Annotated in this window: 24 protein-coding genes; 11 read left to right on the top strand and 13 right to left on the bottom strand. The window is 52.3% G+C overall.

Annotated features, from left to right (window positions below):
• Positions 1-144 precede the first annotated feature (144 nt).
• Both rarD and E8E00_RS00295 read left to right on the top strand, forming a co-directional pair.
• A complete protein-coding gene (rarD, locus tag E8E00_RS00300) occupies positions 145-1077 on the top strand; it encodes an EamA family transporter RarD (RefSeq protein WP_077666780.1) in 933 nt (310 codons plus the stop codon).
• Positions 1074-1718 (top strand): LysE family translocator, encoded by a 645-nt coding sequence (locus E8E00_RS00295; protein WP_096630252.1) that lies wholly within the window; start codon positions 1074-1076, stop codon positions 1716-1718. The genes rarD and E8E00_RS00295 overlap by 4 nt, the downstream gene beginning before the upstream one ends.
• 96 nt (positions 1719-1814) lie before the next feature.
• On the opposite strand, the gene uvrD is transcribed toward E8E00_RS00295, so the two are convergent.
• A complete protein-coding gene (uvrD, locus tag E8E00_RS00290; RefSeq protein WP_069360776.1) occupies positions 1815-3995 on the bottom strand; it encodes a DNA helicase II in 2181 nt (726 codons plus the stop codon).
• A gap of 241 nt (positions 3996-4236) precedes the next feature.
• On the opposite strand from uvrD, the gene E8E00_RS00285 reads away from it, so the two are divergent.
• Genes E8E00_RS00285 through E8E00_RS00270 form a run of 4 tightly spaced genes read left to right on the top strand, consistent with a single transcriptional unit; the run spans position 4237 to position 6575 of the window.
• Positions 4237-4497 (top strand): DUF2282 domain-containing protein, encoded by a 261-nt coding sequence (locus E8E00_RS00285; RefSeq protein ID WP_096630253.1) that lies wholly within the window; start codon positions 4237-4239, stop codon positions 4495-4497.
• A gap of 54 nt (positions 4498-4551) precedes the next feature.
• Positions 4552-5391, top strand: a complete 840-nt coding sequence (locus tag E8E00_RS00280; RefSeq protein WP_096630256.1) for a DUF692 family multinuclear iron-containing protein — start codon at positions 4552-4554, stop codon at positions 5389-5391.
• Positions 5388-6128 carry a DNA-binding domain-containing protein gene (locus E8E00_RS00275; RefSeq protein WP_096630258.1) on the top strand — a complete coding sequence of 247 codons (741 nt, stop codon included), beginning with the start codon at positions 5388-5390 and terminating at the stop codon, positions 6126-6128. Before E8E00_RS00280 ends, E8E00_RS00275 begins: the two co-directional genes overlap by 4 nt.
• Positions 6129-6131: 3 nt before the next feature.
• Positions 6132-6575, top strand: coding sequence for a DoxX family protein (locus tag E8E00_RS00270; RefSeq protein ID WP_096630260.1), 444 nt, complete (start codon positions 6132-6134; stop codon positions 6573-6575).
• Here the strand turns inward: E8E00_RS00270 and E8E00_RS00265 are convergent.
• From E8E00_RS00265 to E8E00_RS17280, 6 genes are read right to left on the bottom strand one after another with little or no spacing between them, the layout of a single operon-like run.
• On the bottom strand, positions 6572-7300 hold the full coding sequence (locus E8E00_RS00265; RefSeq protein ID WP_168174060.1) for an HAD-IA family hydrolase: 729 nt from the start codon (positions 7298-7300) through the stop codon (positions 6572-6574). The two genes, E8E00_RS00270 and E8E00_RS00265, sit on opposite strands and share 4 nt — an antisense overlap.
• 1 nt (position 7301) lies before the next feature.
• On the bottom strand, positions 7302-8273 hold the full coding sequence (gene xerC / locus E8E00_RS00260; protein WP_240531912.1) for a tyrosine recombinase XerC: 972 nt from the start codon (positions 8271-8273) through the stop codon (positions 7302-7304).
• Positions 8270-8962, bottom strand: coding sequence for a DUF484 family protein (locus E8E00_RS00255; RefSeq protein ID WP_096630265.1), 693 nt, complete (start codon positions 8960-8962; stop codon positions 8270-8272). Before E8E00_RS00255 ends, xerC begins: the two co-directional genes overlap by 4 nt.
• Entirely contained in the window at positions 8959-9789 is an 831-nt protein-coding gene (gene dapF, locus E8E00_RS00250) for a diaminopimelate epimerase (RefSeq protein ID WP_069590300.1), read from the bottom strand. The genes E8E00_RS00255 and dapF overlap by 4 nt, the downstream gene beginning before the upstream one ends.
• A gap of 8 nt (positions 9790-9797) precedes the next feature.
• Positions 9798-11051, bottom strand: a complete 1254-nt coding sequence (gene lysA / locus E8E00_RS00245) for a diaminopimelate decarboxylase (protein ID WP_077455776.1) — start codon at positions 11049-11051, stop codon at positions 9798-9800.
• Between the two features lie 24 nt (positions 11052-11075).
• Positions 11076-11186, bottom strand: a complete 111-nt coding sequence (locus E8E00_RS17280) for a lipoprotein (RefSeq protein WP_096630268.1) — start codon at positions 11184-11186, stop codon at positions 11076-11078.
• A gap of 77 nt (positions 11187-11263) precedes the next feature.
• Here E8E00_RS17280 and cyaY point away from each other — a divergent pair, with 77 nt between their 5' ends.
• Entirely contained in the window at positions 11264-11575 is a 312-nt protein-coding gene (gene cyaY, locus E8E00_RS00240) for an iron donor protein CyaY (RefSeq protein WP_069590303.1), read from the top strand.
• Positions 11576-11625: 50 nt separating this feature from the next.
• Here cyaY and E8E00_RS00235 read toward each other — a convergent pair whose 3' ends face one another.
• Positions 11626-14211 (bottom strand): class I adenylate cyclase, encoded by a 2586-nt coding sequence (locus E8E00_RS00235; RefSeq protein WP_096630271.1) that lies wholly within the window; start codon positions 14209-14211, stop codon positions 11626-11628.
• A gap of 390 nt (positions 14212-14601) precedes the next feature.
• Between E8E00_RS00235 and hemC the strand changes: the two genes are divergently transcribed.
• From hemC to E8E00_RS00215, 4 genes are read left to right on the top strand one after another with little or no spacing between them, the layout of a single operon-like run.
• On the top strand, positions 14602-15537 hold the full coding sequence (gene hemC / locus E8E00_RS00230) for a hydroxymethylbilane synthase (protein WP_069590307.1): 936 nt from the start codon (positions 14602-14604) through the stop codon (positions 15535-15537).
• Positions 15534-16298 (top strand): uroporphyrinogen-III synthase, encoded by a 765-nt coding sequence (locus tag E8E00_RS00225; RefSeq protein ID WP_096630274.1) that lies wholly within the window; start codon positions 15534-15536, stop codon positions 16296-16298. Before hemC ends, E8E00_RS00225 begins: the two co-directional genes overlap by 4 nt.
• Complete coding sequence (locus E8E00_RS00220) at positions 16291-17421, top strand: uroporphyrinogen-III C-methyltransferase (RefSeq protein WP_077640152.1); 1131 nt, start codon at positions 16291-16293, stop codon at positions 17419-17421. The genes E8E00_RS00225 and E8E00_RS00220 overlap by 8 nt, the downstream gene beginning before the upstream one ends.
• Positions 17418-18614: a heme biosynthesis HemY N-terminal domain-containing protein gene (locus tag E8E00_RS00215; RefSeq protein WP_077640151.1), complete on the top strand. Its 1197-nt coding sequence runs from the start codon at positions 17418-17420 to the stop codon at positions 18612-18614. Before E8E00_RS00220 ends, E8E00_RS00215 begins: the two co-directional genes overlap by 4 nt.
• Positions 18615-18688: 74 nt before the next feature.
• Here the strand turns inward: E8E00_RS00215 and E8E00_RS00210 are convergent, their stop codons facing one another.
• The 5 genes from E8E00_RS00210 to E8E00_RS00190 form a co-directional block, all read right to left on the bottom strand.
• Positions 18689-19501 (bottom strand): hypothetical protein, encoded by an 813-nt coding sequence (locus E8E00_RS00210; protein WP_096630277.1) that lies wholly within the window; start codon positions 19499-19501, stop codon positions 18689-18691.
• A gap of 119 nt (positions 19502-19620) precedes the next feature.
• On the bottom strand, positions 19621-20559 hold the full coding sequence (locus E8E00_RS00205; protein WP_069590317.1) for an ABC transporter permease: 939 nt from the start codon (positions 20557-20559) through the stop codon (positions 19621-19623).
• Positions 20560-20562: 3 nt separating this feature from the next.
• Positions 20563-21540 (bottom strand): ABC transporter permease, encoded by a 978-nt coding sequence (locus tag E8E00_RS00200; RefSeq protein ID WP_069590320.1) that lies wholly within the window; start codon positions 21538-21540, stop codon positions 20563-20565.
• A 56-nt stretch (positions 21541-21596) separates the two neighbouring features.
• Positions 21597-23150 (bottom strand): ABC transporter substrate-binding protein, encoded by a 1554-nt coding sequence (locus E8E00_RS00195; protein WP_069590322.1) that lies wholly within the window; start codon positions 23148-23150, stop codon positions 21597-21599.
• 92 nt (positions 23151-23242) lie between these two features.
• Positions 23243-24961, bottom strand: a complete 1719-nt coding sequence (locus tag E8E00_RS00190; protein WP_069590324.1) for an ABC transporter ATP-binding protein — start codon at positions 24959-24961, stop codon at positions 23243-23245.
• Positions 24962-25519 lie beyond the last annotated feature (558 nt).

The following is a 25519-nucleotide window of genomic DNA, read 5'->3' as shown; positions in this document are numbered from 1 at the left end:
TCATTCTACCGACACCCCGTAAGCGATGAAACCCTGAGCACAGAGAAAGGTGCTTGCGCCCGCCCTTACAACTTGTTACATCTAGGCAACATGCACACGTTCGTGTTCATCCCTGACCGACACTTATAACGAGACTGCGCTGTGATTCCTGATCCAAAACGCACACGCCAAGGCGTGTTACTGGCCCTTGCGGCCTACATTATGTGGGGTATCGCCCCCATGTACTTTAAAACGGTCAACCATATTCCGGCGCCCGAAATTTTAGCGCACCGGGTATTGTGGTCGTTTGTCTTTTTGGCATTGCTGCTTTTTTTCACCCGTCGTTTTTATCAGCTCAAGCCGATTATCCGCGAGCCGAAAAAGCTGTTGATGTTGATGCTCACCTCTTGCTTTATTGGCTGTAATTGGCTGATTTTTATCTGGGCGATTGTCAATAACCGCATGCTAGATGCCAGCCTTGGCTACTACATTAATCCACTGGTGAACGTGGCGCTGGGGATGATCTTTCTTGGTGAGCGTTTCCGCCGTCTACAGTGGCTTGCAGCCGCGCTGGCGTTGGTGGGGGTATTAGTACAACTGATCACCTTTGGCTCACTGCCTTGGATTGCGTTGGTGCTGGCCACCAGTTTTGCGATTTACGGCTTACTGCGCAAAAAAATTAATCTCCCTGCGGTGCCGGGGTTGTTTGTGGAAACCTGTACACTCTTGCCCGTTGCGCTGATTTATCTTTGGCAGTTTGCCGATACCCCCAGCGCCAACTTGCTCGATAATCCCATCAACCTCAATATGCTACTGGCCGCTGCCGGTTTGATCACCACGGTGCCTTTACTGTGCTTTACGGGTGCTGCCACTCGCTTACCCTTAACGGTATTGGGCTTTTTCCAATATATCGGCCCTAGCCTAATGTTTTTACTTGCCGTCGGCTTGTATGACGAACCCTTTACCCCAGATAAAGCCACTACCTTTGCCTTTATTTGGGCCGCCTTGGCGATATTTAGCTTTGATGCCTATCGGGCAAAACGACAGCAAGAGGCCAAGATAGAGACCACGCCTTTGTCAGCAGGAAAATCAGGATGAATGAGTTCGCTATTCTCGCCACACTGGCGGGGGTGCATATGATTGCACTGCTCAGCCCCGGGCCCGACTTTGCCTTGGTGCTCCAAAATGCGACCCGTTATGGCCGTGCTACTGGTTTGGCGATTGCGCTAGGGTTATCGCTCAGTATTTTGGCACACACAATATTGAGCATTACCGGCATCAGTCTGTTGGTGCATCAGCACCCACAACTGTTTATGTGGGTGCAAGTGGCGGGGGGCAGTGTGCTGATGTATTTAGGCCTTAGCGCGATTAAAGGCTTGCTCGCCGCCACCACAGCGCCGGCGCAAACCACCAATGATGCGCCTGCGGTACGCGGCCAAAAACAGGCCTTTTGGAAAGGGGTGCTGACCAACCTTTTCAACCCGAAAGCCTTGGTGTTTTTTATTTCGTTGATGAGTACCTTGGTGCCGGCTAGCATGTCTGCCAGTGGCAAAGCCATGGCCGTGGCGGTGGTGTTCCTACTCTCACTAGGGTGGTTTTCGTCACTCGCTTGGCTGCTATCAGGCAGTCGCGTACAGCAAGTGCTCACCAAGGTCGCCCCAGTTATCGATGGTCTGTGTGCGCTGTTGTTTTTGCTGTTAGGTGGCGCGGTTGTGTGGCAAGCCGGCGTGTTCGGCTAACGCCGCGGGTCAAAAAGTGCAGGCAATCGAGTCAATACCAATACGCCCAGCCAAGGCTGGGCGTATGTGACGTTTTTTGGCGTTAAGCAGCCGAGATTAAAGCGCTTCCAGTTTGGCGTACTGAGTCACCAACCACTTAATCCCTTCCCCATTAAAGGCAACTTGCACGCGGCTTTGTCCGCCACTGCCTTCAAAGTTGATGATGGTGCCTTCACCAAACTTAGGGTGTTGAACCCGCTGACCCAAACTAAATCCGGTTTGGTTAAAGTTCTCCTGAGTCTGCGTTTTGGAAAAACGACCCCCGCTTGCAGCAGGGCGTGAGACATTGGCACGCATACGTACCTCTTCCAAACAGGCCTCGGGCAGCTCACGAATAAAGCGCGAGATCTTATGGAACATGTCTTTGCCGTAAACACGGCGCATTTCTGCGTAGGTCAGATAGAGTTTTTCCATCGCTCGCGTCATGCCGACATAGCAAAGGCGACGCTCCTCTTCTAAGCGGCCCGCTTCTTCAGCTGACATCTGACTGGGAAACATGCCCTCTTCCACCCCGACCATAAAGACTAAGGGGAATTCGAGGCCTTTGGCACTGTGCAAGGTCATCAATTGGACCGCATCATCAAACTCGTCCGCTTGGCCTTCACCGGCCTCAAGGGCGGCATGGGCCAAGAATGCCGACAGTGGTGTCATACCTTCCGCTTCCGCCTCTTCTGGCGGCGTGAATTGGCGCGTGGCGGTCACCAACTCTTCCAAGTTATCGACGCGTGCTTGCGCCTTTTCGCCTTTTTCTTGCTCGTACATGGCGCGCAAGCCGGAGTGACGGATCACTGCATCGGTTTGTTGATACAGTGCCATGTCACGGGTGTCATCTTCTAGCGCATTGACCAGCTCGATAAACCGGCCCAATGCATTGGCCGCGCGCCCTGCCAGCGCTTTTTCTGCCAAAATTTGCTCGGCAGTGTGCCACAAGGTTTGGCCGCGATCGCGCGCCGCGCCACGAAGCGTCTCAAGGGTGCGATCACCAATCCCTCGAGTGGGCGTGTTTACCACCCGCTCGAACGCCGCATCGTCATTGCGGTTAGCCATCAAACGTAAATACGCCAGTGCATCTTTGATTTCCTGACGCTCGAAAAAGCGCATGCCGCCGTAGATACGATAAGGCAGGCCGGCTTGAATTAAGGCTTCTTCCAGCACCCGAGATTGGGCGTTGTTGCGGTATAAAATCGCGCTATCAGTGAGTGCGCCGCCTTCGTCTTGCCAAGTTTTGATTTTACCGACCACAAAACGCGCTTCATCCAGTTCATTAAAACCGGCATACACAGAGATGGGCTCACCCTCTTTGCCCTCGGTCCACAGGCTTTTGCCCATCCGGTCGGCATTGTTTTCAATTAGGGTGTTCGCCGCTTGCAAAATCGTACTGGTTGAGCGGTAGTTTTGCTCCAAACGAATGGTCTGCGGGGTGGTGAAATCGTCCAGAAAACGCTGAATATTTTCGACTTTCGCGCCACGCCAACCGTAAATGGATTGGTCGTCGTCCCCCACAATCATCACATGCGCCTGTTGGCCGGCCATCATACGCAGCCACGCATATTGGATGTTGTTGGTATCTTGGAACTCATCCACCAAAATGTGCTGGAAACGTGCTTGATAGTGTTCGCGGATCACCGCTTTATCGCGCAATAACTCTAAGGTTCGCAGCAAGATCTCGGCAAAATCTACCAAACCGGCGCGGTCACAGGCTTCTTGATAAGCCTGATAAATCCGCAGCCAAGTGCTCTCAACCGGATCATGGCGGGTATCAATGTGCTTGGGACGCAAACCTTCGTCTTTTTTGCCATTGATGTACCAACTCGCTTGCTTGGCAGGCCAGTGCTTTTCATCCAAGTTTTGCGCTTTAATTAACCGGCGTAGCAAGCGCTGCTGGTCATCTGAATCAAGAATTTGGAAGTCTTGTGGCAGGTTGGCATCCAAATAGTGGGCTCGGAGAATACGATGGCAAATGCCGTGGAAGGTGCCACACCACATGCCAGAGGCGGTGCCTTGCATCAATTGCTCGATACGGCCGCGCATTTCCGCTGCCGCTTTGTTGGTGAAGGTGACCGCCATCACCGAGAACGGCGACGCCTCTTCCACCCGCATTAGCCAAGCCATACGATGAACCAGCACCCGGGTTTTACCACTGCCAGCACCTGCCAGCACCAAATGGTTGCCGAGCGGCGCGGCCACGGCTTCACGCTGTTTGTCGTTGAGTCCGTCAAGAAGAGTTGATACGTCCATCGCCACCTGCCATTTTACTGGGTATTTATACACTGGTTAGCGATTATACCAGCTCGCCACTAAATTGCGCGCCCGATCCCGACGCAACTTTTTTAAACAAAAATTCAGTAAGTTAGCCCTCACCATGCAAAAAACCGCTTAAGTGGTGAAAGATTGCGCAGTGTTTTCCTCTCTTGGTTTATATGCCCACCACGAATCAGTGGGCTGATAACACCAATACGGAACAAGAAGAGGAAGCATGATGAAACACACTAACCTAGCGGTTGCCGCTGCTGTGACAGGATTAGTGGCTGTAGGCGCGACCACACTCACTAGCGCACCGGCCCACGCGGCAGAAAAAGAAAAATGCTATGGCGTCGCCAAAGCCGGACAAAATGACTGCGCCACCAACACCAGCTCCTGCGCGGGCACCTCCACCGAAGACGGCCAAAAAGATGCGTTTGTCATGGTGCCTGAAGGCTTGTGCGATCGCTTAGCTGGCGGCAGTACCTCGTCATCCTGATATGGCGCGCCCGGGCTTGCCCCGGGCTTTGTCACTTGATCACAAGGAGCGACCATGGATGAGGCAACCGTTTTGACCGGCGTGGGGCTCAGACAACCCCATATCGCCTACTTCGACCAATATCGCCCAAAGCTTGGCTGGCTAGAAATTCACAGTGAAAACTATTTCCGCCCTCACCGTCCTGCTTTTTCAACCCTGATGCGATTACGTGAGGATTACGCCATCAGCTGTCATGGCGTGGGATTATCGCTGGGGAGCGACGAGCCGCTTGATCGGACCCATTTAGACAAACTGTGTACACTGGTCAAACACGTCGATCCACTGTTTGTGTCTGACCACCTAAGTTGGAGCCGGATAGACGGGCAGCACTTTCACGATTTACTCCCCCTCCCCTATACCGAGCAGGCATTGCGAGTATTTTGCGCCAATGTGCAACAGGTTCAAGATGCGCTACAGCGCCCCCTGTTGATTGAAAATCCATCGAGTTATTTGAGCTTTGCTCAGAGTGACTACCACGAATGGGAATTTATCGCCGAAGTGCACGCTCGCACGGGCTGCGATTTGCTGCTCGATTTAAATAATGTTCATGTCAGCGCGTTTAACCATGATTTTAGCGCCAGTACCTACCTTGACGCGATTCCCGCCCATGCGGTGAAAGAAATTCACCTTGCGGGGTTTACCGTCAAACACACCCCCGCAGGAGAAATTTGGATAGACACCCATAACCAGCCAGTTAGCGAGGCGGTGTGGACGCTCTATCAACAGTGGATTGACCGCCACGGCCCTCGCCATACCCTCATAGAGTGGGATAGCGACTTGCCTGCGCCCGAGCGATTGTTAGCAGAAGCGGCCAAAGCCCACTCCCGACTGGCTCGACACAAGGAGGCGGTATGACGCTGGCAACCCTGCAGCAGGCCTTTGCTGACACATTGCGGGACGACCCACAGCCGCTGCCGATAAAAGACGATCGCGTTGCCGCTGACAAGCGATTGCAGATTTATCGCAACCATTATGTGGTCACCCTCACTGACACTTTAAAATGCGTGTATCCCAAGACCTGTGCACTATTAGGTGAGGCGTGTTTTGATGCAGTAGCGCGTCATCATGCGATGATGCATCCCCCGCAAACCGGGGTGATGGAAGACTATGGCGCACAGTTCGATGCGACCTTGCGCGCCCTACCCAATATTATCGAGCCCGTGCCGTGTTGCGCCGAGCTTGCCCGTTTTGAGTGGGCACAAGTGGTACTCACTCTCGCTCCTCCCTCTCCGGCGTTTGAAGGCAGCGCGCTCGCGTTGCTAAGCCCTGAGCAACAAACGCAAGTTTGTTTACCGCTCAACCAGCAAGCCCGTTTATTTGAAAGCGACTACGCGGTCAGTGACATATGGCAAGCGATCGCCACCGAGCAGTTCGAAGGCTTGGTGGTCGAAAAGCCGCAATCTTTGTTATTGGTTGCTCACCAAGACAAGGTGCATTGGTACACGCTCAATACCCATCATGTCAGTGTGCTCAAAACCTGCCCACACACACCATTAGGCGACCTGTCAGAAGTGCAACTGGCGTGTGTGTCTGAGCTCGCGGCCATGAACGCGTTTACCACCCCAACGACTGCCTGCAATGCTAAGGAGTAAGCCATGTGGCTAACCACAATCAATCACACCTTCACCCGCGCGCTTACCCCACTGCAACCGCTACTTCTGCTGGTGGGCCGCGTCTATGTGGCATGGATTTTTTTTCAATCTGGGCTAATCAAATACCAAAATTGGGACAGCACCCTATACCTGTTTGAGTATGAGTATCAGGTTCCGTTGCTGCCGTGGCAGCTGGCCGCATATTTAGGGACCGCGGCGGAGCTGATTTTGCCGGTATTTGTTGCTTTGGGCCTGCTCGCACGCCCCATGACGTTGGTGTTATTTGTGTTCAACATTGTCGCGGTCGCTTCCTACCCACTGCTATGGGAGCGTGGCTATGATGACCACATTATGTGGGGCGTGATCTTATTGGTGGTCAGTATGTGGGGGCCGGGTTGGCTTAACCTCGATAACTGGCTAGCCCGAAAACAAAGCGGCACCGGTTAGCGGTGCCACTGCTGAATAAGGGTATCGAGCTCAGATAAATCGTCGATCGCCACATCCGGTAAGGTGCGTCCTTTGCGCATCATCGGAGATTGGCGCTCTGGGCGGATCCAACAGGCTTGCATGCCCGCTTGGCGAGCGCCAGCCACATCCGAACTTAAATGATCGCCCACATGTAAAATACGCGCCGGGGCGATGCTCAAGGCCTGCGCCGCCTTATCAAACATCTCGGGACTCGGCTTGGCCGCACCGTGTTCACCGGCACGGAAAATATGCTGGAAAAACGGCGTCAGGCCAATCGCATCGGTGTCGACGTTACCGTTAGTGATGGCCACCAATGGCAGTTTCTCGGACCAGGCTTTTAAGTAAGCCAGACTTTGCGCCGGCGGAGTAAAGTCACTGCGATATCCGCAAAAGAAGGTGGTCGCCGCTTGGGCTTGTGCGCGCGCCTTCTCCGCGGTTAAACCCACATGTTCACCGGCAAGCGTCAGCTGGGCAACCCGCATCGCGGTAACATCAAAGCGTTGGGCAGGGTTCTGGTCACGGGCTTGGCGGCGAAATCCCGCAAGGGTGGCTTTATCAAGCGCGGCGAGCGGTGGGCAGTGCTGACTCAAATAGTCGCTTAGCGCCGCCTCCGCGCGTGCGATCACCGGCCAGTTATCGTACAAGGTATCATCCAAGTCAAAACTCACCGCATCAAACGCGTTTAAGCGACGATAAAATTTCATATCACGACTCCGAGTTGTTTTTTTTGCCTGCGCTGGGTTTACGAGCCCCTGTACTGCGGGCGCGAGGGTGCGCCGCGTCATACACTTTCGCCAAGTGTTGAAAGTCCAAATGGGTATAAATTTGTGTGGTGCTTAAATCGGCATGGCCAAGCAACTCTTGCACTGCCCGCAAATCCCCGGACGACTCCAGCATGTGAGTGGCAAAACTGTGGCGCAGTTTGTGAGGATTAATATGGCTATTCACCGCCTGCTTTTGTCCCCACTCCGCCATACGTTTTTGCACGCTACGATGCGAAATTCGCTGGCCGAGTTTAGAGATAAATAGCGCCTCTTCTGGCCCTTTGAGGAGCTGGTTGCGCACTTTTAGCCAGTTCATCACCCAGGTTTTCGCCATGCCGGAAAAAGGCACGATACGCTCCTTTTCCCCTTTACCGGTGACACGCAAATCCCCTTTACGTACCGAGACATCACGCACGTTGAGATCCACCAGCTCGGCTAAACGCAACCCTGCGCCATACATCAGCTCCATCATCGCCCGATCCCGTACCGACAGCGGGTCGTCTTGATCCACCTCGAGCAGCTGATTCATTTCATCCACATCGAGGTTTTTCGGCAACTGGCGCCCTTGCTTGGGCGCGGCGACCCCTTTGGCTGGGTTGGCGGCAAGCTGTTCGGTTTGTACGAGATAGTCGAAAAAGCTGCGCAGTGCGGACAGCCGCAACGCAATACTGCCCGGTTTGAGGCCATCGCGTTTGGCTTGGCTCGAAATTTGTCGCACCCAGTCGGCATCTACATCTTGCCAATAAGCGATGCCCCGCGCGCTCAGAAAGTCGACAATCTTATCTAACTGGCGCTGATAATTACGTTGCGTATGGGCACTGAGGCCCCGTTCGCTGAGTTGATATTGATAAAAGCGGTCAAGAGGGACCGTCAGTGAACGGGGAGCCGCTTGGTCAGGCGTTACCGCTGTCACTGACGCTCACCCTTGTTCGTCCACTGGCTACATAAGATGGCCAAGTGTGCCGCCAGCTGTTCGATAAAAAGGGTGTCCATTTCTGGCTGAAAGTGCCCGCCATCTGCGCTCGCAAAGCTCAACAGTCCCCACTCTTTGCCTTCCCCTTTAATCGGTATCAGCGCAAAAGAGCCTAGCTCCGGTGGCGTTGCCATCACTACTTCAGCATCCACACGGCGCAAGCGTCCGAGATAACAACGACGTCCAGCAAAATGATGACTCTTTAATTGATCCACCGCCTGACGGGAGATGCTCTGCAGCCCGTCGATAGGCGCATACACCCGTAAGCTGACGCTCAGTTGCAGTTGCTCGCTAAGCGTCGTCAATGCTTTTTGCACCGCCTGCGGCGTATTAGCACGCAGCAGCGCCTGATGCGCCTCGGCAAAGGCACGAAACAGGGCATCGTTTTTTGCCCCTAGACTCATCAGTTGGGTAATGTCTTCTTCCAGCTCCGCCACCCGCTCACGCAGGCGCTTAAGTTGAATTTCCACCAGCGATACTGCACCTTGCTCGCCGTGTGGCACGGTCAGCTGCGTCAGTAAATCGCGATGGCGAATAAAAAAATCTGGATTGTCTTTTAAATACGCTGCCACCGCCTCATCGCTCAGTGGCATGGTTTCCAGTGTCGAGGCTTCTACCCCATCATTCATAATTGCAATTGTCCATCAAATACATGTGTCGCTGGGCCTGTCATTGATAAGGGATGACCCGGCCCACGCCAGCGAATACGGAGATCTCCACCGGGTAAACTCACCGTTACTTGCTCATCAAGCAGGCCTTGTATAATCCCGACCGCAACCGCGGCACACGCGCCACTGCCACAGGCTTGGGTTTCACCAGCGCCGCGCTCGTACACTCTAAGCTTAATCGCATTGCGGGAAAGGATCTGCATAAAGCCGGCATTGACCCGTTCAGGGAAGCGTTCGTGACTTTCAAGTAGCGGTCCCAAGGTGTCCACGTCGGCGTGGTCAACATCCTCGACCACAGTCACTACATGCGGGTTGCCCATGCTCACGGCGCCGACAAACAAGGTCTGTTCCGCCACCCGCATCAAGTAGGTTTTTTCTTGTGAGTTGGCACGAAACGGAATTTTCCCCGGTGTGAATTCCGGCTCTCCCATGTTCACGCGCACCTGATTGTCGTTTTCAATGTGCAGCAGCATTTTACCGGCTTGGGTGCTCACGCTAATCTGATGCTTATTGGTTAGCCCTTTCATTCGCACGAAACGCGCAAAGCAGCGCGCACCATTGCCACATTGCGAGACTTCCGATGCGTCAGGATTAAAAATGCGATAATGGAAATCTGTCTCAGGATCGTAAGGCGGCTCCACGACCAATAGCTGGTCAAAGCCGACGCCACGATGACGATCGGCCAAACGCCGAATCAGATCCGGCGAAAAGAACGCGTTTTGCGTGACACAGTCAACCACCATGAAGTCGTTGCCCAGCCCGTGCATTTTTGCAAACTGTACCTGCATGCCAATCCTTATTCTGGTAGGCGCTGTTCAAGCTGCCATAGCGACGCCAAATTTTCGCGCTCGCGCACAAGGTGAGCTTGGTCGCCATCAACCATGACCTCGGCGGGGCGGCAGCGTGAGTTATAGTTTGACGCCATCACAAAGCCATATGCGCCGGCTGAGCGTACCGCCAGTAAATCACCCGCTTCTAACACCAGCGAGCGGTCTTTGCCCAAGTAATCACCCGTTTCGCAAACTGGTCCTACTAAATCATAGGTTTGTGGCTCTCCTTGGCGCGGCACCACGGGAATGATTTCTTGATAGGCTTGATACAGTGACGGACGAATTAAATCGTTCATCCCCGCATCGATAATGGCAAAGTTTTTATGCTCACTGTGCTTGAGAAACTCAACCTTGGTCAGCAACACCCCCGCATTGGCGGCAATCGCACGACCCGGCTCAAAAATCAGCTCAAGATGACGATGATTGTCCAAACGCGCCAACAACGCTTTGGCATACTCAGATGGCTGAGGCGGTTTCTCGTCGCTATAGGTCACGCCTAATCCGCCACCCACATCCAGATGACGAATCGTAATGCCTTCATCACCCAAGGTATCAATCAGCGCCAACAAGCGGTCGGTAGATTCAATAAAAGGCGCGAGTTCGGTCAGTTGCGAACCGATATGACAGTCAATGCCTTCGACCTTAAGGTGTGGCAAGCTGGCTGCATAACGGAAACTATTCAACGCCTCAGCAAAGGCAATGCCAAACTTATTTTCCTTTAAGCCCGTCGAGATGTAGGGGTGGGTGTTGGCATCCACATCAGGATTAATACGCAACGATATCGGCGCTTGCACACCCAACTCGCCCGCGACTTGATTTAAGCGGTCGAGTTCAGAGTGGGACTCCACATTGAAACATTTGATGCCCACTTCCAGTGCACGACGCATTTCTGCGGCCGTTTTCCCCACGCCAGAAAACACCACTTTCGCAGGATCACCACCGGCGACGAGCACGCGCTCGAGTTCACCTTGAGAGACAATATCAAATCCTGACCCCAAGCGTGCCAGCACATTTAACACACCGATATTGGAGTTTGCCTTGACGGCATAGCACACCAAATGCGGATGATCGCCCACGGCACGATCAAACGCGTGCCAATGGCGCTCAAAAGTTGCACGTGAATAGACGTACAAGGGTGTGCCGTGATCATCGGCAAGCTGGGTCAAAGGCAATGATTCGGCCCACAGCTGGCCGTCGTCCTGATAATTGAAATAATCCAAGGTGTTCTTCCCTGTCGTCGTTGGTTATTGATTTTGCGTCGGTTGTTCGTCCGGATAATGCAGGGGCCCTTGTTGGCCACAGCCGGTCAGTGTCATGATGCCAGTGAACATCAGTAAAATGACGAGTTTTCGCATAGTGAATGCCAGTGATTATCGAGTCAATGCCCTCTATAATCGCATCACAACCATGAAAAGCAATAGGATGTAACGGGATGAACACAACGGAATATCATCAGTTGGTCGATTTACAAATGCAGGCCATTGAAGAAGGTATCGATGACTCAGGCGCCGACATCGATTATGAGAGCGTTGGCAACGTAATGACGCTGGAGTTCGATGATGGCAGCCAAATCATCATTAACCGCCAAGAGCCGATGCAAGAAATCTGGCTCGCGTCGAAAAGCGGTGGATTCCACTTTGCCCTCAAAGACGGCGAATGGATCTGCAGCAAAACGGGACTCGTGTTGATGGATCTGGTGCAGCAAGAGTGCAGCAAGCACGCAGGCGAACCTGTTTCTTGGTGATCTTAATGGACAATCGACACAGCGCGAGCCCCACGGGCCGCGCTCGTTGACTATTTAAACGACGCTACCTGACCGGCTAATCCCTGATGTGGCGGCTGTCGCGGCGGCTGCCATTGTGGATCGCATTTAAAGGGCAAGGCTTGGGTTTCACCCTGCTCATCGGTCACGATTTGATAAAACTGCGGCAAGTTAAAGTTGATAAAATTGGCACTGTAGCTGTAGCTGTCATGAGAAGATGTATAGAAACGGTTTACCCCTTGCACCATCTCAGTTTTGTCCCCGCTACACTGACGATACACTTCCACCCGATTGTTTTCGTCGAGAATATACAGGTTGTAACCATTGATACAATCTTCAAAGAAAAACTGCACCAAGCCTTCACTGGCGTAAGCATCAACTACTTCAGGCGGATGCACATCTTGTGGGTTGTCGACCACCATCACCGGCGTGCCGTTGACCTTGTTGGTGGAAATACAGCGATAAAAATCAACCGAGTTTTCTAACCGCTGTACTGACACGCCTCGACGTTCGAAAAACAAACCATGAGTCTGCTTACCGATGCGTAAGGCTTTAAATCGGCGGCGCTTTTCCTTTTCAATTGGTTTTAAGCGCAATTCAATGCACTCAGCGACCAATTGATAGACCAGATTACGAATTAAGCCACGCATCTTGCTTGAGTAGCAGAACACGTCCACAGACTCTGGGGGCAGCGCATCTTGGTGCATTTTGCCCAGCATGGTTTTCAATGCTTCCAAAATGGCATCATCGCCACGGTAATTCAGGGTCCGAACTTCATTCCACGAGTTGCGATAAACGAGATCGACACTCCCCACCAAACAGGTTTGTTCGGGGCCGTAGCTGAAAATATCACTGTTTTTGAAGTCAAAACGCATCGACGGTTTTTTGTATGCCGATGTTGGGTCTTGCTCTAAATTGACAAACAACGCGAGCTGGCGAATTTCACACGGACTCGACAGCGCATCCAGTGTCGGGCGCGGTGGACGTAATGAGAAGGTGTTACGCATGTCACTGACTAGCTGATACAAGGTATCGATATCAACATCCGCATCGCGCACCACGGTGTGCAAATGGGTTGACTCCGTCAGCAAGCCGTTAAAAAACGCCCACGCCACCAGCTTGGATAAATAAGCATTGTGCTCTAGCGGCGCGCGACCAATGATATCGACCGGATCAAGCGAGTGCTTATACAAATACCAACCCGGCGCATTGGTGCGCCCTTCCGAGACCTGAATAAAGGTGAGATCCGACTCATGTAAATCCGGCGAAATTTGCGGATTCAATAAGGTCACTTTACCCGGCAATTCTTCAAAGGCGGCATACAGTTTACGCGCGAGAATACTGATGTCTTGCGGGCTAATCGCGGACGTAATATCGTTGCGGCGGGCAAAGCGGATCAGGTTCCGATAGCTTTGCATCAAGGCGTCAAGCAGCTCGTTGTGCGCGTATTTTACCTCCTCGACTTTCCAGTAACGGCGGTTGTCGAGGTAGGCCAGCGCCTGTTCATCCCAGCCCCACTCACGGGTTAGCAATCGCAACACATCACGACGCCATGCGACCGAGCCGGTCGACGGCGCTTGTGTCAATTTCTCATGGGTTTTTAGATAAAAACAACGACGTACAAGATCGAGACGACGGGTGTCACCAATGGATTCCAAATAACGGGTGACTTTTTCCAGCATCAAATAATAGGCGTCGGACTGATACACATCGACCCATCCGGCATAGAAACGGCGTTTGCCATCCACACTCAGAAGCTGGGTGCCGGGATACTGCCATGAGTAGGCTTCAAGCAAAATTGCTTTGAGGACAGACTTATATGGTGAATCAATGCTTTTATACAGTTGCCACAAGCTTGAGCCAAAATATTCTTCGGCTGGGATGGTCGGCAGACCACCAAAGTCGACCCAATCACGACGGTCAAGGCCATGGTCAGCGACCAGCGTATCCACGTAGTCCTCGTAGCACGCTTCCATCTCTGGTGGCACCATGTACCACAACAGTTTTTGGCCGGCGAGTCGCATGGAGGAGCGATAAAACTCATCCAGCAAAAGAAAATGCTGACTGGTGCCACAGTTGTCACTGGTCATCGCCTGTGACAAGTGGTGGCGAAAACGGCCCTCACAGACCACAAAAAAGTTCGCTTCTACCCCTTGGTTGAGGGCCCACTCTGAAATGGCGGTGCACTTGGCATCCAGCATCTCGCGCTGCGCCGCACTGACGGAGGCATCCACACACACCCAAATATCGAGGTCACTGGTCAAGCTTTGCCCCATGGACCCGGTACTGCCCATGGTATACATGCCTTTAATAGGCAGACGCTGATCGTGCTCAAAACGCGCAGTTAGAGAGGAGAAACGGGTGTCTGTGTGGATCAGGCAATCGGAGACAAACTGACGTTGTGTCTCATCAAGCTCGTAATCGGCAATGCCAAAGGGCACGCTGTCGTCAAAAAACCCCGGTAAAGCCGGATGGTTTAGGTGTAAAAGCACTGGTAGCACATCGAAAACCGCTTGAGCCTGTCGGCTCATGGCTGACCGCGCGCGATCCATTCTCACACGGTTAAACGCCTCGATGCGTTCAGTTTGCTGTTCAACGTATGTTTGCAAGGCAATCATCCAGATTCGTTGACATCCCGGTCAACAGGTCGACGTTACTGTCTTCACCGTATCCGCCCAATTGCAGATAACAAAACGTGATCAATGTAACACTCTAGACAACTCGGGTAAAGCCAATAACCCCGATGCCTGTGTGGTGGTATCTATGCCGCACTATAGGCGATTTTTGAGACCAACATCAATCTTTTTCGCTCTACAACCTTAGTCGTAGACCAGCAAAAATGCCGTCTTTCCAAGTAACAATTTGCTGTAATAATAAGCGATTGATCACATTTTTTCACCTATATCGCGACCAGCACGCCATAAATGCGCAAACGCGTCAGGAGAGATTACGCCCAGCGCAGCGCCAATGATAGGATGGGCGCCATTGTGTAAGAAGGAAAGTAAATCATGTATTCAACCCCCGTACGCATTGCGACACGCAAAAGCCCTCTGGCCTTGTGGCAGGCGGAGTTTGTTAAAGCGGCTCTTGAGCAGTCACACCCAGGTTTATCCGTCGAGCTGGTACCGATGGTCACAAAAGGTGACGTGATTCTGGACACGCCGCTCGCCAAGATTGGCGGTAAAGGGTTGTTTATTAAAGAGCTCGAGCAAGCCATGCTCGACGGTCGCGCCGACATCGCCGTGCACTCGATGAAAGACGTTCCAGTCGAATTTCCTGAAGGACTGGGGCTGGTCACCATTTGTGAACGTGGCGACCCGCGTGACGCCTTTGTCTCTAATCATTACGACAGCATTGATGCATTGCCCGAAGGGGCGGTGGTAGGCACCTCCAGCTTGCGTCGAGAATCCCAACTTCGTGAGCGCCGCCCCGACTTGGTGGTCAATACATTGCGCGGCAATGTCGGCACGCGTCTCGGTAAACTCGACGATGGCCAATATGACGCCATCATTCTCGCAGCAGCCGGGTTAAAACGACTGGGCTTGCACGATCGCATTCGCAGCGAAATCCCGCCAGAAGTGATCTTACCCGCGGTTGGCCAAGGTGCCGTAGGGATTGAATGTCGATTGGATGATGAACGTATTCGTACCTTGTTGGCCCCGCTGTCTGACGCCAACACCACTCAACGCGTATTGTGCGAACGCGCGATGAACAATCGCCTCGAAGGCGGCTGTCAGGTGCCGATTGGCAGCTATTCAGAAATTCAAGGCGATAAAATCTGGCTACGTGCGTTAGTCGGCGAGCCCGATGGCTCTACCATTCTGCGCGGCGAAATTACAGGGCCGCTAGAGAAAGGCGAACAACTGGGCACCGATCTCGCCGAGCAACTGCTCGCCCAAGGCGCACGTCAAATCTTGGATAAGCTTTATCAAGACGACGCATGACCATTGTTGTTGTTCGCCCCGAGCCGGATTGCAGCCAATTAGTCGACCAGCTTGCCCAACACAAGCTGGCGGCCTTGCCTTGCCCACTGGTTAGCTTTGCGCCGGGGCGAGATTTACCGTCACTGCCCGCGCTACTTTCCTCTCTCCCCGCAGGCAGTGTGTTAGTAGCCGTTAGCCCCCGCGCGGTCGCATTTACCCATCAAGCCCTTCAGCAACAGGGGTTAGCGTGGCCGCGTCATTGTCATTATGTGGCCGTCGGGCAGCGCACGGCCAACGAATGGCAGCAGGTTGCCAACCAGCCGGTACAGTATCCTGCGCGAGAAGACAGCGAAGGCATGCTCTCATTAGCGCCTTTTAACGTGATAAAAGGGAAGCAGGTGGTTATTCTGCGCGGAGAGAGCGGACGCGATATGATGGGGCAAACCCTGCAGTCGCAAGGCGGGCAAGTTCACTATTGCGAGGCCTATCTACGACAATGGGCGATTGAGCCTTTAGTATCGCAAGTAGTAAGCTGGCCACAAGACACGATTACCACCGTGGTGGTAACCAGTGGTCAACAATTAGCCCACTTTGATCAACTTATCACACTGAGCGGACAGCACTGGCTGCGCCAATGCCGTATACTGGTGCCCAGTAAAAGGATTCAAGATCAAGCGACTGCGCTCGGTTTTGACACGATTACGACCGTTGACAGCGTGGCCAATGACGCACTGGTTAACACGCTGCTGAGGTTAAGAAAAACGGGACTTTCGGATGACTGACAACAAAAACACCGACACCAAGCAAAGCAAGGCCACGACTCCCTCTTCACCAGATACGCACGCCTCGCACAGTAAAGCGGCGCCTAATAAGCCTAAACCTGCCACACGCAGCCGAGGCGGACTAATATTAGGTGCAGTTGCCATCGCCATCGCGCTAGGGTCGAGTGGTTGGCTTTTCTACCACGGCCACCAACAAGCCACCGTGCTGCAAAATACGCTATCCGCGCAGCAAGCGCAGATTGCACGCCTTGAGCAAGCCCTAAATGACCAACAACAGACGGCAGCAAAAGCGCGCGCGCAAGTGATTGATGACACCCAAACACGCCTAGCGCAACAAGACAATACCTTGAAGAGCTTGCAAAAAGCGGTAGCCGAAGTGAAAGGACGCCGTCCGAATGACTGGCTGCTTGCCGAAGCGGATTACCTAATTCGTATGGCCGGACGCAAGATTTGGCTCGAGCATGACGCGCAAAGCGCCACCGCGCTGATGGAAGCGGCCGACCATCGCATTGCCCAGCTCAACGATCCTTCTTTGATGCCTATTCGTCAGGCCATGGCCGACGACATTACGGCGCTAAAAGCAGTAAAACGGATTGATCGCGACGGCATCGTGCTGCGTTTAACCAGTATGCAACAGCAGGTCGAAACCTTACCGCTTGCCAATGCGGTGATCCCTGACGCGATTGAAACCGAGAAGCCGGTGGTGAGCGAATCGGTCAATGACTGGCAAACCAACCTCACTACCTCCGTGAAAGACTTTGTCGATAACTTTGTTACCTACCGAAAACGTGATGGCAATGTTGTCCCACTGCTGTCGCCAACGCAAAGCTACTATCTGCAAGAGAACGTCAAGAACAAGCTCGATCAAGCAATGCGCGCGGTCTATCAAGGCAATGATGCCTTGTATCATGAGGCCTTGGGTATGGCCAAAGATTGGACACTACGCTTTTATAACCAAGATGCGACCGTGACGGAACGCTTTGTCGAGCAAATCGATGCACTCGACCAGCAAAGAATCGGCATCGATTTACCTAACAAGCTAAAAAGCCAAGCCTTGGTCAGTGATGAAATCGACACCCGACTGCGTCGAGACATCGCGCCACTCACAGGAGGTCAGTCATGATTAAACTCCTACTGCTTGTCTTAGCGCTGGTTGCCGGTCTGCTCGTCGGTCCGGAGCTTGCTGGTCAACAAGGGTATGTACTGATCTCTGCCGCCGAGCAGACACTTGAAATGAGTGTTACCACTCTGATTATCCTCATTATTGGATTGATTGGGGTGTTATGGGTGCTCGAGTGGGTGCTGCGCAAGCTGCTCTCGCTCAGTAGCACCGCGAGCGGTTGGTTATCAGGACGTAAACAACGCAAAGCACGCAAACAAACCCAAACGGGATTGATGAAATTACGCGAAGGCGAATGGAAGCAAGCGGAGAAGCTATTAGCAAAAGCCCGCCCTTTCAGTGACGCGCCCATGCATAATTTACTGGCCGCAGCAGAAGCGGCGCAGCAGCGCCAAGATCTTCATGCCAGGGATCAATACCTCCAGCAAGCCGCTGACCTTAACGCCAACAGCTTGGCACTTGCCCTGACTCGTGCACAACTACACAGCCAAAGCGGTCAGTACGAAGAAGCACTGGCGTCGTTGCGTGCCATTAAGCGCCAGCATCCTCGAAACCCGGTGATGCTATCCCTGCTTAAAGACACCTATATTCAATTGGAAGATTGGTCAGCGTTATTGAATTTGCTGCCCACACTGAAGAAGGCTCAGCTTCTAGATGGGACGCAATTGGAAGCACTCAGTGAGCGTGCGGAACTCGGTGTCATGGCACACATTGCCAGCCAACAAGGCACTGAGGGGCTGCTAACCCACTGGAATCGACTCTCGAAAACCAAACGCAGCCAACCCGCTCTATTGGTGGGGCTGGTACGCCACTTAGTGGCGCGCAACGCGGACTCTGAAGCCTATATTCTACTGCGAGAAGCCTTGAAAAAACGTCCGGAGGACAGCTTGATTGCGCTGCTCCCCAGCTTAAAGCTGCCTGACATTCATCCCGCCGTGGTCATGCTCGAAGAGCTCCTCAGGTACGACTCTCGTAATCCTGTCACCCATAGCGCGTTAGGACAGTTGCTGATGCAACAAGGGAAATGGCAAGACGCACGTAGCCACTTTGAGAAAGCCCTCGAGTATCGTGCGGACGTAACCGACTACGCGTATCTCGCCGACGTGTTGGATAAGCTCAATCAAGGAAAAGCGGCCAGCGATGTCTCTCGCACCGCACTCAAACTTGCGCTACCCGAGCAACCGCCTGCCGCTTAATCGTGGAAAATGAGACACAAGCAAACGAAAACGCCCCGCTTCAAGCGGGGCGTTTGTTATTCTTCATCCGAGCGTCAACGCTTTTTACACAATACGTTTAACGCCGCATCGGCATTACGCGTCACCACTTTCCCAGTGCGGGCATCCACGCCCATTGCTCCTTGCACCCAATAAGGTAAACGCATAGGCAACTGATCGGTGGCCTTAGATACTGCGGCTAAATCGGCTTGGCTTGCCAGCATCATGCCCTCTTTTTGGCACCGTGCCATCGCGCCTGCATAGTCAATACGCAACCAATTGATATCCTTTTCCACATATTGCTGATCGCCGGCTTCCGGCTCAGGCAAACCAAAATGATTCAGGTTAATGGTGGACGCGCTCGCTGGCATGGTTGATTTTGCCATCGTCGATGATGACGCCGCAGACTTCGCCTGCGTCGCTAAAGGGGGTAAGCGAATCACGGCCGGTTCCGACAATGGCTGGCGTGTTTGACGCATAACAGCCTTTTGGGTGGGTCCGAACTGGCGCACACGCTGTAACACCAAACGCGCCACGTCAGGGTTATCATATGGACCAATCAGGCAACGCCCGCGCCCATCACGGAGATGCACCTGAAATGGCAAGTCTGGCAACCCTTGACGCAGCGACTGGAAAAACGCGCGCGATGGCACACCTTCCGTTGCCCCACACTGGATCCAAAACGCATGGCTATTTGGGTCAAGCGCTTGGTTGCCCCACAATCCTTCACCAATATCGCACTGCTCACCAATAATGGGCCAGCCTTGTTGGTGGTCAATCACCGCACACGGCGTTTGCGCCGCATTCACTGGCGCACTGATCGCCCATGTTGCTACGGCACTCACCGCAAGACGTCGCAACCACCTCATGATTTGCTCTCCTGAAAACCGAATGTTGTCAGCTTAAGCAAAGTGACGCGGCGACTCAAGCGAGCGCTGCTCAGCCTGTTAGCTTCCAACAAAAATGGCTGCAAACGCAGCCATTTTATTCACCCTTTATAGATTTTGGGGTTGAAGACATCCCGCAGCCAATCGCCCAGTAAGTTGATGACTAGTACCAATAAGACCAGTACGATGCCAGGAAAGGCGGTGATCCACCACGACCCCGAGAAGATATAGTTAAATCCGATACTGATCAGTGAGCCCAATGACGGCTGATCGACTGGCATGCCCAAACCCAAAAAGGATAACGCCGCTTCCGACATAATCGCGTTAGCGACCTGCACCGTCGAAATGACCAAAATGGGCGAAAGACAGTTCGGCAAGATATGGCGGAACATAATCCGCGGGGAACGAAAACCCATCACTCGCGCCGCTTCGACGTACTCTTTCTTCTTTTCAGCAAGCACAGATGCTCGAATGGTGCGGGCATACTGTGGCCATTCCGCCACCCCGATAATCACCACCAGCATTAAGATCGCATATTGACTGTAAAACTCACTGCCAAAGCTGGCTTTAAAAATGGCCGAGACAATGATCGCCACCATCATGGTCGAGAACGACAACTGAATATCAGCAATTCGCATGAAAAAGCTGTCGATTCGTCCGCCAAAATAGCCCGCACTGAGCCCAATCACAGTACCCAATAGAAGCTGCAAACCGACCGCACACAAACCAATGGTCAGGGAGATACGCAGACCATAAATCATGGTCGATAAAATATCGCGCCCTTGGTTATCCGTTCCTAGCAGGAAACGCGGATCGCTCCACTCCATCCATGCCGGGGGTAATTCTGAGTCCATAATATCAATCATGGTCAGATCGTAGGGATTGGTCGGCGCAATAAGCGGGGCAAATAGCGCCAACAAAACGAACAGGACAAAGACGGTAAAACTCGCCATCGCGACTTTGTCACGCTTAAAGTGATAGAGAAAATCTGAGGCTAAAAAGCGCTGCCAACGGTTTGGCTGAGTGGTTGTTTGTGTCATTGCCTATGCCTCCTTACCTGTAAGATTGACCGTTGGGTTGATAAGGCCATAGAGCAGATCAACAAAGGTATTCGTGACCACAAATATCAAGCCGACAAAAATTACATAAGCGGTGATCAGTGGCGTATCCACACGGTTAATCGCTTCAAGGAAGAGAAACCCCGTGCCAGGCCATTGGAAGACAGTTTCCGTCAAAATGGTATAGGCAATCATGGTACCAATTTGTACCCCACCGACGGTGACAACGGGCAACATGGTATTTTTCAACGCGTGCTGGTAGTACACTTTCTTCTGGGGCAAGCCTTTTGCACGCGCAAACTTCACGTATTCAGTGCCAAGCGCTTCCAGCATTTCAGAGCGCACTAAGCGAATAAACAGCGGTAACATGATCGATGCCAGCGAGACCGCGGGCAGCACCAAGTGCGCCAAGCCATCCAAGGTGAAAAAGCCGGACTCCCAACCAAGCCAATTGGCCGTTTCACCTCGCCCATACGACGGCAACCAACCTAACTCAATCGAGAACACATACATCAACATGATGGCGGTTAAGAAAACAGGTATCGAGATCCCCACAATACTGAAGCCCATGATGACTTTGGTGAGAATGCTATTGGGATGAATGGCAGAATACACCCCAAGTGGGATCGACACGACAACGATAATTAACGCCGCCCCAGCGACGAGCTCCAGTGTCGCTACCAGCTTATCTAAAATCACGTCCACCACGGGACGTTTAAAGAAGTACGAATTTCCCAAGTCGCCCTGTACCGCTTTACCGATAAAACGGGTGTACTTGGTAATAAAGGGATCGTTAAGTCCCATCTCATCGCGCAGCGCGTTACGCTCCGCTTCTGATACTGATTGCCCCACCAGCTCCCGCAAGGGGTCGCCGAGGTTGTCCTGGATAGCAAACGCCACCAGACTGATCACAAACATCACTACCAGTGCCTGAACCAGACGTTTGACTAAAAACGTTACCATGTTTGCCTCTAAGCGATTGGAGATGAAGGGGCCTTATCAGGCCCCCTTTTACACCCTTACTCGACGACCAAATCGCCGAAATAAGGGAAGTTCATACCGTTAACAATCGGTTTGATGTTGACGTTATTTTTGGCGGCCCATGATGGATCCTGCCAGTGCAGAGGAAGGAAAGCAGCGTCGTCATACAGGATCTTCTCGACTTTTTGCAGCATGGCACTGCGCTTCTCGAGATCGGTCTCTGAGTTCGCCGCCGTGACCAGTTTGTCGACTTCACTGTTTGAGTAGTGACCACAGTTGTACTGGCCCTTACCTGTGTCCGCATTGCGGGTCATGGTCAAGAACTCGGTAAAGTTGGCGGAGTCTTCAGTATCTGGGTGCCAGCCGATCATTTGCATGCCCGCTTCACACTTATCAAACTCTGGCCAGTATTGCGCTTTTGGCATGGTTTGCAGATCGACCTTAATCCCAATCTTCGCCATCATCGCCGCAACCGCTTGAGCGATTTTTTCATCGTTCACATAACGGTTATTCGGCGCAATCATGGTGATCGAGAAGCCATCTGGGTAACCCGCCTCTTCCATCAGCTTTTTCGCTTTGGCCAAGTCATAACGCGGCTTTAGATCAGCATTGTAGCCTGCATACCCGACGGGGCTTTGCTGGCTAGCTGGTGTGGCGGCGCCTTTCATGATTTTTTGCGCGATACCTTCGTTATTGACCGCATAAGCAACCGCTTGACGAACACGCGGGTCTTTAAACTCATCAACAACACTTTGGTTCATTTGGAAAGTGATCACGCGCGTCCCTGGCATGGTCACCAACTGCAAGTTATCAGAGCGTTCGATACGGCGGTAATCATTCGGTGACACCGGCGCAATCATATCCACATCACCTGACAACAAGGCAGCGACGCGGGTGGCGTCTTCTTTAATTGGGCGTAAGGTGATGTTGTCGACATTGCCTTCGCTTTCTTTGTCCCAGTAGTTTTCGTTGCGCTTAAATTCCACAACAACGCCTTGCTCACGCTCGGCAACCACGTAAGGACCGGTCCCTGACAGGTGTGTTGACGCATAGGTTGAGCCATTTTTCTTCAGCTCTGCTTTGTCACGCCCGTCTTCGGTTTTACCACTGTAGTATTTGCTGTCCATCGGGAAGACATAGGTCATCACGTTTTCAACCAATGGGTAGGTGCCATCCGTGATCACGTCTACCGTATGCGCATCGACTTTTTTAATATCAACAATCGGGGTGAAGATCCCTTTGAAGTCTGGCGAGGATTTGAGGCGCTTGAACGTCCAAACGACATCATCAGCAGTAAATGGGTTACCAGAGTGGAACGTCACACCTTCACGCAAATTAAAGCGCACCGTTTTGTTATCCATGCGCTCCCAAGAGGTCGCGAGGCGTGGCTCAAAGTCCATCTCTTGGGTGAAACGGACTAACGGATCAAAGACCATATGAGAAAGCTGCAACGTGCCACCAGACAGTTGCTCATGCGGGTCAAGTGAGACAGGATCCGCATCGTAAGCAATGGTGATATCCGCCGCGGCTGCGCTAAAGCTTAGGCCTGCAGCCATCAGCGCCACGGCAATCTTGCTCTTCATTGTTTTCATTTGCATAGCTCCTTTATGCGTAGGGGAGTGTCCCCTGCTGTGTTTGCATCGGTAATCAATTGCGGCCATCTGGCCGCGACGGCACAGGCTAACTATGCCGTTTGCAAACCTTCCGTGCTCATTCCCTTAAATTCCGGCATCAATGAAATCAGCTTGCGGCTGTATTCATGCTGAGGATCGGTAAATAGTTGCTCGGTCGGTGCCACTTCCAACAGCTGACCCTTGCGCATCACACCAATGCGATCACACATTTGTCGAATAACTGGCAAATCGTGACTGATAAACAGCATGGTGAGATTGAGCTCGTCTTGTAGGTCTTTAAGCAGGTTTAGAATTTGGGCCTGCACCGACACATCCAGCGCCGACGTAGGTTCATCACAAATCAATAAGCGCGGGCGCGTTGCCAGTGCGCGGGCAATTGAAATCCGCTGACGTTGGCCACCAGAGAACTCGTGAGGGTATTTGATCCCCGCGCCACGTCCTAATCCAACATGATCCAATAAATCCCCAACGATCTGACGGATCTGAGACTCATTGTCTGCCAAGCGGTGGAAGCGAATAGGCTCGGCGATAATGTCATAGATTTTCATCCGCGGATTCATTGACGAATACGGGTTCTGAAACACCATCTGCATTTGACGACGAATCGGACGTCGCGCCCGTTCGCTCTTAATCGCGGTGAGATCAATACCTTCAAAAATGATTTGTCCGGTATTGGGCGGATACAGTCCCGTAATCGCACGGGCAATGGTCGACTTACCCGATCCTGACTCGCCCACCAGCCCGAAGGTTTCACCTTCGACAATATCGAAGCTGACATGATCAGACGCTTGAACATATTCGCGACGGCTGGCAAATAACGAATCTTTGGTAACAAAACGCAGCGATACGTCTTTGACTTGCAATAACGGCCCGGTATAAGCGCGCTGATCTTGGCTTTGCCCCAACCAATGGTTTTTAATATCCAGCTCAACGGTTTCGCCAGCTTCTTCGATATAGTTAACCAGTGGAAAGCGATCAAGCTTGATATCTGAGCGTGGTACCGCCGAAATCAGACTTTGCGTGTAAGGATGTTGTGGCTCACCGAGTACTTGTCGGGTGGTGCCAATTTCCACCAAATCACCGCGATACATCACCGCAACGCGATCAGTGACATTCGCGACCACACCCATATCATGGGTCACCAACATACAGCCGACGTTTTTCTGCTGACACAAGTCACGGATGAGCGTCAGGATTTGGTCCTGTATTGATACGTCCAATGCAGTGGTAGGCTCATCGGCAATGATTAAATCGGGCTCACCGGCTAGGGCGATAGCAATAACCACACGCTGACGCATGCCGCCAGAGAATTGGTGGGGGTACTGTTTAATGCGGATTTCTGGATCCGGAATCCCCACTTGCTCCATCAAGGTCAACGCCCGCTGATAGGCTTGCTGCTGAGTCACATTTAAATTGGTAAGAATGGTTTCAGTCAGCTGCTGCTCCACCGTGAACAGTGGGTTTAACGATGTCATGGGGTCTTGGAAGATAAAGCCAATCTTATCCCCACGAACCTTGCGCATCTCATTAGGCGTCAGACCAGAAATCTTTTTGCCATCGAGGTACACATCGCCGCTGGCTATCCGTCCCGGTGGGCTCAGTAAGTCAATCACCGCGTTGCCAACCGTCGACTTACCCGCGCCGGACTCACCGACCACACCAACGATCTCGCCGCGTTCAATGGTAAATGACAGTGATTTCACTGCCGCATGTACGCCATGACGAGACGGATACTCTATTCGTAGGTTATTTACTTCTAGCAGTGCCATTTATCATCCTTGGCATCGTCGAATGTGACGATGTACTCCTTGTCCAGACTGAGCCCTGTTCAACCGATACCCAGTAAAAAATAGGGGGATTCCAATCTGGCAAACATTTCACAAAAAATCAACAACACAGCAGGATATGCCATAATCCTGCTTAAAGGTCGAATAATCATTCACAGCCATTCTCTGTAAATTCACCCCAAAAGATACAAAACATATTTCATATCAGTGAAATACAGACTCATTACCGTGTCACAGTTGTAAAACAAATTACGCATAAGATAAAGCCCAACCTGTTAACACTCATAAAACATTGCCAGTGCTTTACGCTGATATTCACGGCATAAATTGTTATCTGTTTTATCAATAATAAGAATGGCAGTGTTTTACCCTGTCTAATCTTAGGTATAGCAGCAGTATCGCGTAGCCGCTGATATCGGGCAGATTCAGGTTTTTTTCTGTGTGGGATTCTTGATTAAGCTCTAATTTCTGACTTTTTCTTCATGAAGCCGCGTCATCGCGACAAAAAATAAATAGGCAAGTAAGGCGGGTTAATCAGAC

This window comes from Salinivibrio sp. YCSC6 (genome assembly GCF_004916735.1).
Classification (GTDB): domain Bacteria; phylum Pseudomonadota; class Gammaproteobacteria; order Enterobacterales; family Vibrionaceae; genus Salinivibrio; species Salinivibrio proteolyticus.
This window is presented reverse-complemented; position numbering and strand designations above follow the sequence as displayed.

Excerpts from the sequence above, each read along its gene's own strand:
- E8E00_RS00275 (WP_096630258.1), top strand. The coding sequence starts at position 5,388 with ATGACGCTGGCAACCCTGCAGCAGGCCTTTGCTGACACATTGCGGGAC.
- dapF (WP_069590300.1), bottom strand. The coding sequence starts at position 9,789 with ATGCAGGTACAGTTTGCAAAAATGCACGGGCTGGGCAACGACTTCATG.
- E8E00_RS00280 (WP_096630256.1), top strand. The coding sequence starts at position 4,552 with ATGGATGAGGCAACCGTTTTGACCGGCGTGGGGCTCAGACAACCCCAT.
- cyaY (WP_069590303.1), top strand. The coding sequence starts at position 11,264 with ATGAACACAACGGAATATCATCAGTTGGTCGATTTACAAATGCAGGCC.
- E8E00_RS00270 (WP_096630260.1), top strand. The coding sequence starts at position 6,132 with ATGTGGCTAACCACAATCAATCACACCTTCACCCGCGCGCTTACCCCA.
- E8E00_RS00210 (WP_096630277.1), bottom strand. The coding sequence starts at position 19,501 with ATGAGGTGGTTGCGACGTCTTGCGGTGAGTGCCGTAGCAACATGGGCG.
- E8E00_RS00215 (WP_077640151.1), top strand. The coding sequence starts at position 17,418 with ATGATTAAACTCCTACTGCTTGTCTTAGCGCTGGTTGCCGGTCTGCTC.
- hemC (WP_069590307.1), top strand. The coding sequence starts at position 14,602 with ATGTATTCAACCCCCGTACGCATTGCGACACGCAAAAGCCCTCTGGCC.
- E8E00_RS00195 (WP_069590322.1), bottom strand. The coding sequence starts at position 23,150 with ATGAAAACAATGAAGAGCAAGATTGCCGTGGCGCTGATGGCTGCAGGC.
- E8E00_RS00205 (WP_069590317.1), bottom strand. The coding sequence starts at position 20,559 with ATGACACAAACAACCACTCAGCCAAACCGTTGGCAGCGCTTTTTAGCC.
- uvrD (WP_069360776.1), bottom strand. The coding sequence starts at position 3,995 with ATGGACGTATCAACTCTTCTTGACGGACTCAACGACAAACAGCGTGAA.
- E8E00_RS17280 (WP_096630268.1), bottom strand. The coding sequence starts at position 11,186 with ATGCGAAAACTCGTCATTTTACTGATGTTCACTGGCATCATGACACTG.
- E8E00_RS00225 (WP_096630274.1), top strand. The coding sequence starts at position 15,534 with ATGACCATTGTTGTTGTTCGCCCCGAGCCGGATTGCAGCCAATTAGTC.
- E8E00_RS00285 (WP_096630253.1), top strand. The coding sequence starts at position 4,237 with ATGAAACACACTAACCTAGCGGTTGCCGCTGCTGTGACAGGATTAGTG.
- E8E00_RS00200 (WP_069590320.1), bottom strand. The coding sequence starts at position 21,540 with ATGGTAACGTTTTTAGTCAAACGTCTGGTTCAGGCACTGGTAGTGATG.
- E8E00_RS00255 (WP_096630265.1), bottom strand. The coding sequence starts at position 8,962 with ATGAATGATGGGGTAGAAGCCTCGACACTGGAAACCATGCCACTGAGC.
- E8E00_RS00295 (WP_096630252.1), top strand. The coding sequence starts at position 1,074 with ATGAATGAGTTCGCTATTCTCGCCACACTGGCGGGGGTGCATATGATT.
- E8E00_RS00265 (WP_168174060.1), bottom strand. The coding sequence starts at position 7,300 with ATGAAATTTTATCGTCGCTTAAACGCGTTTGATGCGGTGAGTTTTGAC.
- E8E00_RS00190 (WP_069590324.1), bottom strand. The coding sequence starts at position 24,961 with ATGGCACTGCTAGAAGTAAATAACCTACGAATAGAGTATCCGTCTCGT.
- E8E00_RS00220 (WP_077640152.1), top strand. The coding sequence starts at position 16,291 with ATGACTGACAACAAAAACACCGACACCAAGCAAAGCAAGGCCACGACT.
- E8E00_RS00235 (WP_096630271.1), bottom strand. The coding sequence starts at position 14,211 with ATGATTGCCTTGCAAACATACGTTGAACAGCAAACTGAACGCATCGAG.